The sequence below is a fragment of the Pelotomaculum propionicicum genome (genome assembly GCF_004369225.1).
In the GTDB taxonomy this organism is placed as follows: domain Bacteria; phylum Bacillota; class Desulfotomaculia; order Desulfotomaculales; family Pelotomaculaceae; genus Pelotomaculum_B; species Pelotomaculum_B propionicicum.
The window spans coordinates 175,051-188,176 of sequence record NZ_QFFZ01000001.1; the positions used below are offsets into that span (position 1 = coordinate 175,051).

At 45.9% G+C, this 13,126-nt stretch carries 11 protein-coding genes and 1 pseudogene; 5 read left to right on the plus strand and 7 right to left on the minus strand.

Annotated features, from left to right (window positions below):
• Nucleotides 1-2: 2 nt before the first annotated feature.
• On the plus strand, nt 3-1,004 hold the full coding sequence (locus tag Pmgp_RS00920) for an HRDC domain-containing protein (RefSeq protein WP_134212075.1): 1,002 nt from the start codon (nt 3-5) through the stop codon (nt 1,002-1,004).
• A 187-nt stretch (nt 1,005-1,191) separates the two neighbouring features.
• The gene (locus Pmgp_RS20755; protein WP_134212107.1) at nt 1,192-1,284 is read left to right on the plus strand and encodes an SEC-C metal-binding domain-containing protein; all 93 of its coding nucleotides are present in this window, start codon (nt 1,192-1,194) and stop codon (nt 1,282-1,284) included.
• A 37-nt stretch (nt 1,285-1,321) separates the two neighbouring features.
• Here Pmgp_RS20755 and Pmgp_RS00930 read toward each other — a convergent pair whose 3' ends face one another.
• From Pmgp_RS00930 to Pmgp_RS00950, 5 genes are all read right to left on the minus strand, one after another.
• The gene (locus Pmgp_RS00930; RefSeq protein WP_134212076.1) at nt 1,322-3,238 is read right to left on the minus strand and encodes an SWIM zinc finger family protein; all 1,917 of its coding nucleotides are present in this window, start codon (nt 3,236-3,238) and stop codon (nt 1,322-1,324) included.
• Nucleotides 3,238-3,555 carry a TipAS antibiotic-recognition domain-containing protein gene (locus Pmgp_RS00935; protein WP_134212077.1) on the minus strand — a complete coding sequence of 106 codons (318 nt, stop codon included), beginning with the start codon at nt 3,553-3,555 and terminating at the stop codon, nt 3,238-3,240. Before Pmgp_RS00935 ends, Pmgp_RS00930 begins: the two co-directional genes overlap by 1 nt.
• 71 nt (nt 3,556-3,626) lie before the next feature.
• Nucleotides 3,627-3,914, minus strand: coding sequence for a type II toxin-antitoxin system RelE/ParE family toxin (locus Pmgp_RS00940; RefSeq protein ID WP_243119667.1), 288 nt, complete (start codon nt 3,912-3,914; stop codon nt 3,627-3,629).
• Between the two features lies 1 nt (nt 3,915).
• The gene (locus tag Pmgp_RS00945) at nt 3,916-4,188 is read right to left on the minus strand and encodes a type II toxin-antitoxin system Phd/YefM family antitoxin (RefSeq protein ID WP_134212079.1); all 273 of its coding nucleotides are present in this window, start codon (nt 4,186-4,188) and stop codon (nt 3,916-3,918) included.
• Between the two features lie 159 nt (nt 4,189-4,347).
• Nucleotides 4,348-7,005 carry a phosphoenolpyruvate synthase gene (locus Pmgp_RS00950; protein ID WP_134212080.1) on the minus strand — a complete coding sequence of 886 codons (2,658 nt, stop codon included), beginning with the start codon at nt 7,003-7,005 and terminating at the stop codon, nt 4,348-4,350.
• Nucleotides 7,006-7,760: 755 nt separating this feature from the next.
• Here Pmgp_RS00950 and Pmgp_RS00955 point away from each other — a divergent pair.
• Entirely contained in the window at nt 7,761-9,041 is a 1,281-nt protein-coding gene (locus Pmgp_RS00955) for an AAA family ATPase (RefSeq protein WP_134212081.1), read from the plus strand.
• A complete protein-coding gene (locus tag Pmgp_RS00960; protein ID WP_134212082.1) occupies nt 9,038-9,526 on the plus strand; it encodes a hypothetical protein in 489 nt (162 codons plus the stop codon). The genes Pmgp_RS00955 and Pmgp_RS00960 overlap by 4 nt, the downstream gene beginning before the upstream one ends.
• 261 nt (nt 9,527-9,787) lie before the next feature.
• Here Pmgp_RS00960 and Pmgp_RS20150 read toward each other — a convergent pair whose 3' ends face one another.
• Nucleotides 9,788-10,693: a PEP-utilizing enzyme gene (locus Pmgp_RS20150; protein WP_243119668.1), complete on the minus strand. Its 906-nt coding sequence runs from the start codon at nt 10,691-10,693 to the stop codon at nt 9,788-9,790.
• A pseudogene (locus tag Pmgp_RS20155) lies at nt 10,677-11,874 on the minus strand (PEP/pyruvate-binding domain-containing protein). Before Pmgp_RS20155 ends, Pmgp_RS20150 begins: the two are co-directional and overlap by 17 nt.
• Nucleotides 11,875-12,452: 578 nt before the next feature.
• On the opposite strand from Pmgp_RS20155, the gene Pmgp_RS00970 reads away from it, so the two are divergent.
• The gene (locus tag Pmgp_RS00970; RefSeq protein WP_134212083.1) at nt 12,453-13,112 is read left to right on the plus strand and encodes an RNA polymerase sigma factor region1.1 domain-containing protein; all 660 of its coding nucleotides are present in this window, start codon (nt 12,453-12,455) and stop codon (nt 13,110-13,112) included.
• The last annotated feature ends 14 nt before the right edge of the window (nt 13,113-13,126 follow it).

Consider the following 13,126-nt stretch of genomic DNA (forward strand, 5'->3'; position numbering starts at 1 on the left):
CAGTGGTAACACAAAAACCCTCCGGTACCTGTATCCCATCTATCGGGCCGGCTGGCGTGTTCATTGTTGAAACCAAGGCCTGGCAGGGTGCCTACAACGGGTACAAAGACCAGTGGCGGAGAAGAGAAGGCAAAGACTGGGTAGCCTGTGACAGCCCGACCAAACAGAATTTAAGGCACCTGATCCTGATCAGAAAATGGATAGAGGGTACCGGACTGATCAAAGTTGACAAGCACCCGGACGAATGGATCAAGGCGGGAGTAGTGTTTACCAAGGCTTCCTGGGTAAAAGCCAACCAATGCTGCATGGATGTTTTCGATGGTCCGGCCAGGCTGGTGGAGCATATCAGGAAGAATAACGCGGCTATTTTATCCGCCAATGATATAGACAATATCACCAGGCTGTTTGTCTACCCAAGAGTCGCCAAGGCATATCTCAACAGGGAAGTAAAAGTAATGGATGTAGAAGAAAAGCCCGGCAGGGTGGCAGAAGTTGAGACGTCATACCAGACAGGTGATAATAACCAACCGAGGGTAAGAGAGGGTAAAACCAGAAACGGCAGGAAGTTTATCAAGATCACCGGAGAATACCAGCAGGCTGAAGAAGTTAGGCAGAAATATCTGGATAACGGGATCAAGGTAGGCTTGCTGAGTAAAGATAAATCCAACGAAGGTGAATACTACTTTTTCATAGAGGAAGATCTGCCGGTTCAGGAAAAACTGGCAAAAGAACAGGTGGCTGTTGCCAAAGAAGAGGTTAAGGCGGGCAAAAGGAAGGACAGGGAACAGCTGATCAAGGAACTGAAAGAATTCAGGCTGATGAAAGCAAGGGAAGAAAATATTGCAGCTTATATGATTTTTAACAATGAAGAGATGGAAGCGCTGATTTCGGCTTACCCGGCTAATGAGGGAGAATTGTTGAAGGTGAAGGGATTTGGGAAGAAAAAGGTTGAGAAATATGGGGAAGGTGTTTTGAGGATATTTGATATTAATTCAAAGAAATAGTAGGTGCTCTTATGTTAAAATTGTTTATAGTAAAAAGCCGATTTAGTTTTATATGAAATAACTTAAAATGCTGATAATAAACGCAACGGTAGGTTTTGCGATGAATGGGTACCGTCTACCGGGGTGGTACTAATAGACATTGATGAGCGAATAAGTATAAAGAAAAAAATCAGGAGAAAGAACATGTATCAAATTATTACAGCAAAGGGAGAAAGTCGGCCGGAATGCTCCGTGTCCATGCGGCAGTGGTAAGAAATATAAAAATTGCTGCCTTCAATAGATGTAATGCAATGATCCCTGTATATGGTAAATTAAGACTACCCGATCCCCGCTGTCCTGATTTCCTCCATCAAGGCACGAAACCGGCGATATTCCGTCATTATTTTACTGTGAAAAGCTGTCCACATCTCCTCGTTTCCGGATAACCTGCACACTTCCCTTAATTCCTTCATCCACCTGGCCGCCCTGGCGTATGCCGGGCGATTTTTGTTGCTGATATTATTTAACGCTAATTCACGGTAAACAGGAATCAGTTTTTCCGGCGCATCTTCTTTCATTGTCTTGAAAAGTTTGATCAGTACCGGCTCGTCCACTTGGATCCGGGCCTTGTGTTTGACAAATACGGACCAGGCTTTATCGATATCAACCTGGTGGTTAAGATATATACTGATTAAAAGTATATATTCTTTTTTTTGCTCCAAGTGCTCCAGCCATCTTTGGATTTTAGCTTCTTTATCAGCGTCATATTTTATGAGAGCGGCGTTTCGTTTGAATAAGTCAAAGTCGGGGTAAAACAGGAACCATTTTTCGTACCAGTCTTTCATCCCCTGCATGTTACCGGTTTTTTCGTACAAACGGATAATCCGCTGGTAATCGTGGGGATGGATCATGGCGCGAGTGTTCAAGATGGTATGCATGGCCACAATCGCATCAGGCCAGCGCTCTAAATCTTCATAATATCGTACAAAACTATAAGCTACGGTAGCCTCGGGCTGAGATGAGCCTTCAACAATGCCCGCGGTTTGTTTCGCCTCTTCTTCCAGGCCCAAGGATAAACACAACTCCACCCACCAAGACACTAAAATACTGCGGTGTTTTTCATCAGCCAGGCGGGTGCTCTGTAAGAAGTCCTTGTCGAGCTTGATGATCCTTTCCTTTAGATGCCAGAGATACCGTTTATCCGGGATACAATTATTCAAAACAGAAATCCACGCCGATAAATCGTCCAGTTTTTTGCATTGAAATACAATCCAATCAATGAGTTCTTGTAAGAATGTTTGAGCTTGCTGGTCATGAAGCTGGTACTCACGTACACGTTCCAGCGCTTCCCAAAGGTAATCCTCAAATTCCGAACAAAAGTCAACGAGTTCGCTTTCGCCGTATTCATCATCATACTTGGCGATCCAATCTTCCAGTTCGATCGCCGCGACCAGCAATCCCACAGTTCCGGATATGTAATGTTCTACAGTAACCAGTTTCAATAATTCCTCGCCATACCGGTGCAAAATTTCCAAACCTTTGGTGAAATCCCATTCGGTCATATTTGTGTAGTCATCATAATAGCGCCCATCTCCATAGCTGTTATCGTCGTCTTCATCAGAAGTCTCTATTTCGCTGAATAGGGATTCGCACTGTTTTAAAATGGCGGGAAATTCTTTTTGATAGTAGGCGAGCGAGCTGTACAGCCCCATCCGGCGAATCCGGTCCGAATGTAAATTTACGTTTCGTTCACGCTCAGTGAGGATGAGACGAAGTGTTTCCTCTGTTGATGGCTCGATTTCCACCAGCCGGGTTATGGTTTCCAGCAAATCGTCTTTCTCCATGTTTCGTAGGAGTTGTTGAAGATCGTTATCTGGTTGACGGACTGGCTGTTGTTCCAGGGTTTCGGAAGTATCTGCCTCATCGGATGCTCCCGCACGGGAAAATCCTGCAGGTTCATCACAGTCCGGCTGTTCGGCGCATTCACGGGTAACGTAATAAACGACTGCAGCCATATGTTTGCAGTAGTCATCATAAGGGCAGCCGCACCGGCTTTTGCTGAAATCAGTCATATGAACCTGAACTTTATAATCTCCGTAATTGCCCAGGACGGTGGCATGTATCCATGGTTCCTTGATTCGGACATCTTCCACCAGCCCTTGTTTGTAATAAGCAAACCCTCTGTTTGCTATGTAATCCTGAATAAACCTGTTCATCCCGGTCAATAATGGCTTGAAATCATGGCGTTCTTTCATTATTCTTCACCCTCATACTTGTCCTTGTCTTCCCCTGTCCATTCCGAATGGACTCCCAATCCGCGAGCGTCAAAAGATTCATCTGGTCTTCCCGAGGCATCCCTGCATCTTTTAGTATAATAATATTGGATTGCATCGTTATAGTATGCGGCAAGACCGGGAGCATACTTCTCGTAATATGCGGTAAATCTCTCGTCGGCTACATACATCTTGCCCAAACCGCTTAAAGCTTCAAGTGAACACTCATAAAAATTATCGCTGATAAATTTCCTTGACCTGTCGACTATCTCCTGTACCCGTGGATCGTCATGAGGCACTTTGGCATATTTTTTTCAATATATAAAAGAGGCAAGCAGCATACTTACTCCCTTGACAAATCATTCTCTTCTCACAACATCCACTCGTACTGCCGCTTGCCGTAAAGTATCCGGCGTATCTGCACCGTATCGCCTTTAACAACATAAAAAACCATATAATTGTCCACAATCAAGGTTCTGTAACCTCGCAGCCTGAGCTGCGGGTCTTTCAGGAGAGGGCGCCGCTCAGGCATTTCGGCAAGGCTGCCGATTTTTTCAACTATCCTGTCGTAGTATTTAATTGCAGCGTCCGGCGACAGAGTATTGAGGTAAGCCACAATGTCGTTTAAGTCCTGCTGTGCGGCAGGATATATTTTCACCTTATATTCTCCCATGCACGTTAGCTCTCAGCTTCTTGGCAAATTCAAAAAAGTCCTTGCCTTCAACGCCATTTGCAATTTCAGCTTCAGCTTCGGCGAGCTTTGTATATAGCTCAAGCTGTGCTTGTTGTCGTTCATAGACTTCAATGCTCATAACCACCATATCGCCTACGCCGTTTTTGGTTATGAATACCGGCTCACGAGCATTGTGGCAAAACTCGGAGATTTCATTCGCATTATTTCTAAGGTCTGAAATTGGTCTTATTTTCGGCATTTCTCGTGCTCCTAATCTATCAATATTTATGATGATATTATATCAGAATATTGAGGGTTAGCCAATGTTACGTAAATAATTACCAGGCTGTGAATGCCGTGATAATTGCAGGTTCGATTTTAATCGAACAGAGTTTTAACATCTGCCGGCGGTACTTTGTTACGCATCCTGCTCCATGATCTCAACGAACCCCTGGGTTCCGTCCACTCGTATCTTCTGGCCGTCCCGGATTTTACGGGTCGCGTTATCCAGCCCGACCACCGCGGGAATGCCGTATTCACGGGCCACCACCGCGCCGTGGGTCATCAGGCCGCCGACTTCCGTCACCAGGCCGGCCGCCAGCGGGAACAGCGGCGTCCAGGCCGGGTCGGTGTAAGGCGCCACCAGTATATCTCCCTTATCCATTTTAGCCTCTTCCAATTTTAATATCACCCGGGCGCGGCCTTCGGCCTTTCCCGCCGAAACCGGGCTCCCCGCCAGCGCGCCCGGCGGCACGTGGGCTCCCGGTTTGGCGGTTATTATTTCTCCTTCGCTGGTTATGGCCCGGGGAGGGGTCAGCTTCTCATCGCGCTGGAATTTTTCTTTGCGGCTGGTGATTAAATCCCGGTCCAAGCGGCGCGATTCTAATACTTCTTTGATTTCCCGCAGCGACAGCCAGAAAACATCTTCGGGATGCTTCAGGATTCCGTCCATGGCCAATTCGGCAGCTTCTTGCAAAATAACCTGCTTGATTAGATCGAAATTCAGTATAATAAAATATTTGGGATGTTCCCTGATTCCAATCAAAGAGCGGTGAACCTTAATCAGCCGCCGCATAATCCTGGCCTTAAAGAACCCCAGGGGCTTTTCCCTCAGTCGATCCAGCAGCCTGCCGGCGGCAAGTTCAGCCTCCTTTTTGCCCGCCAGAAAATCAAGGCGGTGCTGCCCGGGCCTGACACCTTTAATATGGCTCAGGATGGCGGGGACCAGCTGGGTCGGAACCTCTCGCCAGCGCGGCCGGGTCAGGTCGATTTCTCCCGTTCCCCGCATGCCATACCGGTTGAAAAAATTCAGGAAAGCAGGCAGGACGTCTTTTCCGCCGGGAACAGTCTTTAAGTCCTCAAGAAATGTTTCGTCGTTCGCATGCTCCAGGTACTCGATCACAGCCGGGTGATTTCTTACTTCATCAGCCACGTCTCCCAGCGCCAGTCCCATTTCAGTCGTCACATTACCCGGCGGGGATTTGCTGATGCCGCCCAGCTCAGCCGTGTCGCCCAGCCACTTGCGGGACAGGTTCTCTATAAGCTTGTATGTGATAAGCGCGGTCGGTAAATATTGGGCAACCTTCACAATAGTCATCGTGAGGATGCTGTTAAGCATTTCCTGAATCCGCGTGATCCTCTCCGGGCCGGACACTTCTTGTAGTAGTTTTCTGTTTTCCCCGACTTTTTCAGTGATAAACCGGTTCATCATATCAATGGCCTGGTCATTCTCACGGTAAAGGATATTTTTTAGGATGGCAAGCGCCGTCGGGAAGGCTTTTCTTACAAGAGAGAATTTAATTCTTCTGTTGGGCCGCCCCGCTGTTCGGAATTCTTCTCTATCCATAAAGTCCCGCACCGCCCGGCTGAATAATTCATCCAGGTTGAGCAGTATTTCGGGCAGCCGCTTCCTTAACTGTGGATATTCAAGCAGACGGGTGATCGCGTCGGAATACAATCTTCCGCCGGCTTCCACCAGAAGGTCGCTCTCTCCCAGCGGCGAACTTTTGCCCAGGGGGAGGAAAGTCCTCAGCACCGATATACCCAGGGGCTTGATGACCTCGGTCATCATTTGCACATGGCCGAAAGACAGGAAAAGGTGAATTTTATCATCGGTAACCGGCGGAACGGGGTAGAGTGTGGTAATTGGCCGGCTTTGCAGAATAAATATTTCGCTGTCAGCCAGGCACCACTCTATATCCTGCGGGCTGCCGAAATGTTCTTCAATGCTTCGTCCCATCCCGGCCAGTCTGACCGCCTGTTCATTAGACAAAGACGGAGTGGTCCGCTGGTCGCCTGTAAGCTTTACTTTGTCTGTGCCGCCCTCAGGCCTGGCATAGATGGCGATTTCTTTTTTGGCGATTTGCTTTTTAATTATTCCGCCGGCTTTCACCTGGTATAAATCAGCCGAGACTATGCCCGATACCAGCGCTTCTCCCAGGCCGAAGCTCGCGTCAATGGACACGATCCTCCGGTTGCCTGTCACCGGATCGGCTGTAAACATGATCCCTGACACTTCGGGAAAGACCATCTGCTGCACGACTACGGACAAAAACACCGAACGGTGGTCAAAACCGTTCTGGGCGCGGTAGACGATAGACCGGTCGGTAAACAGCGAAGCCCAGCATTTCCGCACAGCCTGAAGCAGCTGATCAGCGCCTTTCACATTCAAGTAGGTCTCCTGCTGGCCGGCAAAAGAAGCAGTTGGCAAATCCTCCGCCGTAGCGCTGGACCGGACGGCATATTCCCGATCTTCCCCCGACTTTTGCCAGCCTTCGATGATCGCCGATTTAATCGTTTCGGGTATGGTAATGGAAAGGAGGTGGTCCCGGACCCGCTGCCCCAGCTTGCTGATTTCGTCCAGTTGATCAGGCTGTAACCGGTCAAGCAAATCCAGCAGTTCATCCATCTCATGGCTTGCCGCGATGAAATCCCGGTAGGCTGATGTAGTAACGCAAAATCCCCGGGGAACGGGAAATCCCGCTTTGCTCATTTCCCCCAGGTTGGCGCCTTTTCCCCCGACATCGGGCAATCGGGTGCTGTCTATCTCATTGAAGTGAAGCACATATGGGTTCATATTAACCCACCCCTTTAGAGTATATGAAATACTACATTCATATGTTTTCATAATAACCGATTCGTATTCTTTAATGTAAGAGATATAGAGACCATTGGGTTGATAATTGTCAGCAGCTTGTCTGAAAAAACATTTTGGGGATAAAAGTGGCTATTATTAATTTAATATGCAAGAAGCTAATTAAAATATGGAAAAAAATCACTAAGACAGTAATCCTCCATAATATCATTATTAACAATTTCAGTAAATTGAAAAGCCATTCATTTTTACAGACGAGTAACGTTTAATTGTAATTAATGATTTTTTTCAGGATTATTGGAATACAAGAAAGAAAAGGAAGGTTTTGTCTTTTTTATGTCGAAAGCAATCTTGATATCCGTTTATTCCCATATTAATAATATCGACTATTTAGCTGGCAATGATATTATCTATATCTGTTGACTCATAATGAAAGGAAGGGTTATATCAATTTGTTTAAAGCGTTATTCTCACAATGTTGGGTTCCCTGTCATGATGGGGATGGCTCTTGTCTAACAAATACCTTTCCACACAGCGGCAAACTTAGAAGCTACATTGATAATGGTCTAAGCCTATGGCCTATCCAAATTCTCCATTATGCTTCAGTGCATTATGAAGAAATATGGAATTTTGCGAAAGAAAAATGTTTAATAAAAGTGTGAAGAACTTAACATATACTAAACGGAATTATTGTATGTGCTCATTTGTTAAGAATTGGGAACCGGAGGTGAAGGAAATTGCTCAGCCAGCTAAGGTTTAAAAAATTTAAAAGTTTTGCCGATGCCACGATGCCAGTCGAACCGATCACTATTATGATTGGGGCCAATGCCAGCGGTAAAAGCAATGCCATTGACGGATTACAAATTTTATCCGGACTGGCTACAAACCGTGAATTGGTAGACATTTTGGACGGCATCCGGGGCCAGGAGCAGGGCATAAGAGGCGGAAGCAGGGGAGCGCCGAGATATGACAGTACCTCTTTTGAATTAGGTTGTTCCTTCAATTACGCGGAATATAACCTTGATTATGAAATAAAAATTGGCGTGAAACCAAGAGTATGGTTGTTAAGCGAGTCCTTATACAAGAAAGTGCCCAGGACGAAGCAAAAGAAGCAACTCGTTTACCGGACATCTTCACCTGATGAAAAAAGCGGTGACATCCAGGTAGTTTTTCATACAAACCAGCGGGGAAGAAACCCACAGGTTCCCTTTTTGAGAAATCACTCTATCTTAAGCCAGATTCCTGGGCGTTTTCCTGCTGACTCCAATGCGGCGCCAGAAGTAAGAAAAATCTTTGACAAAGTTACCTCAACCCTGAGGGGGATTCTCATCTTAAATCCGATTCCCCACTTGATGAGAGATTATGTGCATCGTTCCAGGACTAAAATTGTGCCCACAGCCGAGAATTTATCCGCTGTAATAGTCGAATTGATAAAGAACCGGGACACAAAACAGTTAATACTCAGATACCTTCAGGATTTTCCCGAGCAGCAAATTGTGGACATTAAGGTTTTGGACACTCCCACCGGAGACGTAATGCTCAGCTTTATCGAGCAGTTTGGTATTGGTACAAAACCTATTGACACCAGGGGTATGTCTGACGGAACGCTCCGTTATTTATCGATACTGGCGGCGCTGGTGGGCGAAAAGCCCGGGACCACGGTTGTGGTTGAAGAAGTGGACAACGGCCTTCACCCTAGCAGGGCTTATAAGCTGATCGGCGCTTTGAGGGAACTGGGCAAAAAAAGAGGAATAGATGTAATTGTCACCACCCATAATCCTGCTGCATTAAATGCCCTGGAAGCGGAAGATGTACCGGGAGTAGTGGTATGTTATCGGGATGCTTTTGACGGTGACAGCCGGTTTATTTCCTGGATGGATTTGCCCAATTATCCTGAATTGATGGCCAAAGGGAGAATAGGGGACATTATTACGCAAGGGCTGGTCAATTTACAGTCTGCCACTGCAAAAAAGAAGGAGGACCTGATGCAGTGGGCCGAAGGGAGACTGGGTAATTGAGGCAGGTACATTTCGTAGATACTTCCATATTATGCTGTTTACTGAGGGTTCCCAAATTTTGTGATGATAAATATATGGAAGTGGAGGAGGAGCTTTTAAGCATTATAAACCGGAGTGAAACTTTAATTCTGCCTATTGCCAGCATTATTGAAACCGGCAACCATATTGCTCATATAAGCGCTGGCAATACAAGGCGGTTAATTGCCCAGAAGTTTGCTCAGTACTTAAGAGATACTGCGGATAATAAGGCTCCCTGGAGTTTAATTAATCTGGAGTGGACACCAGACGATCTGAGGAAATTCGCAGAAATGTTTCCCGATCAGGCTATGCGACAGGTGGGTTTTGGCGATATGTCCATCATTGACGCTTATGAGGATTATATAAGACGGACCCCCGGAGTATCCGTGAGAATCTGGACAACGGATAAACACTTAATGGCATATAGGCACGATGCGCCTGTGATAGGCCGTAGAAGCAGATGTTAGTAAGTTGATTGGTAATAAACTAATGCTCGCTTCCAAATACGCTTTATGAAAGGGCTCGTGGCATGGTTGCAGGACATCGAGTCTGAGCAGGTTGTAAACGAGAAGCTTTTTCAGATGATCCACTATTAATCGGTTTTTGATTTCATCTTGCTTGTTCAAAATGACATAAAAAGCAGAATTACCGTCCAATTATTGCTGTGCATAAATGGTTTGCCAGATGCCCCGGTACTTTATTCTTTTTTCCATAGATCTGTTCAACTATTATAACTGATTTTTTTTATAATTATCAGGACATTTTTCTAATAATACCTGTACAAAGCCCCGGGTGCCGTCAACACGCACATATTGGCCGTCCTTAAGTGTTTTGGTAACATTGTCAATTCCTACTACAGCGGGAATTCCGTATTCCCGGGCAATGACCGAGCCGTGGGTCATCATGCCGCCGACCTCCACCACCAGAGCCTGGGCTGAATGGAACAAAGGCGTCCAGCCCGGATCGGTAAAAGGCGCGACTAAAATATCTCCTTTATTCAGTTTAGCCTCTTCCGGCTTATAGACTACCCTGGCGTATCCCTCGGCGACGCCGGCGGAAACCGGAGTACCTACTAACGCGCCTTCCGGAGCCTGGACACCGCTCCTTACCCCGGTGAATATTTCGCCCTCGCTGGTTATAACCCGGGGAGGGGTAAGCCTCTGGTACTGTTCGAACGCCCGTTGGCGAGATCTAATCAGAGCTTCGACATTCCCCGTAAACCGGTTTTCCTGCAAGTCCACCAGTTCATCGAGTGAAAGATAGAACACATCCTTTTCCTGCTGTAAAATCTTCTTTTCCTGCAATGATTTCGCCAGTTCCAGGATGGCCTGCCGGTAAATGCCCAAAAGCCGGACGAGGGCGTATTTGGGGAATTCACGGAGGCCGGCCGTATTTCGATAAATTGAAATAAACCTGGATAAGAGCCTGATTTTCAAGACTCCTGCAAAGGTCTTCCCGGTACGGGCCAGGATGAATTGCACGTATTCATCCGCTTCTTTCTGTCCCTGCCTGAATTTTTCCCGGTGTTCACCATGCCTATTGCTTTTCATGTGGTTTAGAATTGCCGGAACAATCATGGTCGGGGCTTCCCGCCAGCGCACATTGGAGATATCGATTTCACCAGGGCAGCGCATGCCGTACAGCTCCATGAACCGGTCCAATTTGGTCTTGAAAAACTGTCGTATCGAAAAAGAGCCTTCCACCCGCTTCCAGCACGATGGGACTTGGGGAGCGACGTGATTCTTTGCCGAACGGAAACATTGTCTGCCACAATGAAATTGCCAGCGGTTTCATGGCGTCCATCATCATCTGCATGTGCGCAAATGAATAAAATACATGGAATTTACCATCATCCACTTGGGTGACGGGGTAAAGAGAAGTAATGGGGCGGCTTTGCACAATAAAGAACCTGTTGCCGGCCAGGCACCATTCGATGTCCTGTTCCGAACCGTAATGTTTTTCTATCCTTTGGCCGAGACCGGCCAGCTCTAATATTTTCTCATCGGAAAGGGCCGGTTGGCCCTGCAGCCCGGAAGGAAGTTCCTTAACCGCGGTTCCCCCTTCCGGTGTGGGATAAATTACCTTCTTCTTTTCCGCAATTTGCTTTTTAATGATCCGGCCTTTCAGGACCTGGTATAAATCGGCCGACACAATACCGGAAACCAGGGCTTCCCCCAGTCCGAAGCCGGCGTCAATGGAAACGGTACCACGGTGGCCGCTAAGCGGATCGGCGGTAAACATGATCCCGGACACATCCGGGAATACCATCTGCTGCACCACCACCGACAAAGAGACTGAGCGGTGATCTAATCTGTTCCTGGCCCGGTAGGCGATGGCCTGATCAGTAAACAATGAAGCCCAGCATTTTTGCACCGCCTGCAGCAATTGACCCAGGCCCTTCACATTCAAGTAGGTCTCATGCTGACCGGCAAAGGAAGTTGTGGGCAGATCTTCGGCTGTGGAACTGGAGCGGACGGCATAGGCCTTTTCTTCCCCGGTCTTTTTTTCACGCGTCAATAATCGCCGCTTGTATCCCTGCGGGTACGGTCAGGGATTGCAAATGATCCCGGACTTGTTTTCCCAGCTTGCTGATTTCCCCCAGTCGATCCGGTTGTAATGTCACGAGCAATTCCAACAGTTCATCCATCTCCGGGCTGGTGGCCAGGAAATCCCGGTAAGCGGATGTGGTTAGGCAAAAGCCCGGGGGAACAGGAAATCCCGCTTTGCTCATTTCCCCCAGATTAGCGCCTTTTCCGCCCACCTCAGGCAAACTGGAACTATCTAACTCATGGAAATGCATTATATATCCGCTCATATATGGAAAAGCTCCTTTGAGTAATATGAACTATTTTCATTACAAGGGAGTAAGACTTCTTGAAGGTTAGTATTGCCCGAAATAGCCGGAAAGTCTCAAGTATCTCAGGTAACCATATATACTATTGCCATCCCGGCAAATCATATTGGAAAAAAATCTGTATCGACATGCTTCGACAATATCTCTAAAGGAAATTTACAGCCGATGATGGAAATCCTCTTAAAATGACTAATCTTGGAGGATCTTCTTTTTATGGTCGTGTGAAAGCCAATGAATGCTGCATGGAAATCTTCGATGGCCCGGCCAAACTGGTGGAGCATATCAGAAAGAATAACAACGCCGTTTTATCCGCCAACGATATAGACAAATGGCACTTTACGACTGCAATTGCTTAGTGTTAAATGCAGAAAAATGTCAAAAAGAGAAGAATGTTTAAGGTAAAATGTTTCATTGCCAAAGAAGAAGCATTAGTAAATAAGTCAGAGGTAAAGAAATGTGATTAGGTATAATAAGGATTGTAGTTGTGATCTAAAAAGTTGAGGCTTTGATCTCCTAACACCCTATTGAGGGATAAGGAAATGGTTGACAGTGAATTTATTTTTGAAAAATGTTTACATGATTTACAAAGACATAGTAATAAGTTGCATGGTTATATAACCTATAATGATATCGCAGAGGTTTTTGCTGCAAGAAAACTTGATACGACTATTGAGGCAATTGACCGTATTTGCGAATTATTAGAAAAAGAAGAAATCAAAATAGTTGACCATATTCCTGAAGATATTGTTTTAAGCAAAGGAACCGCCCCTTATCAAGAGAATAATATATATCGGAATAATAAAACGCGTCCTTTGTTCCGGCCACTTCACTTTCTATGTGATTCTTCCTGCGATCCTTTTCAGGATATTCTTTATTGTTCTGAAAAAACCATTGATTATCTTTTGGACTTAGCCTTAATAAGCGATGATAGTTTAACTTTTCAAGACATCTTTAAGGTTAAAGAAGATTTTAACTTATCTGAAAAGGAATTGTACTATTTATGCGAATTCATTTCCTCATATGGAATTGAAATTCAGGTATTAGACAATATCTTTGAAAGAACCAAGTATATTGACAGGCAATATAGCGAATATGGTGAAATTGAATTTGGGGAACCCAACCTTTTCTATAACGACTTTTATATTGATTGTTATTTAAAGTATGTGCTTCGCTTAGAGAGAATACTTCAAAAAGGGTAATGCATGCTAAAACC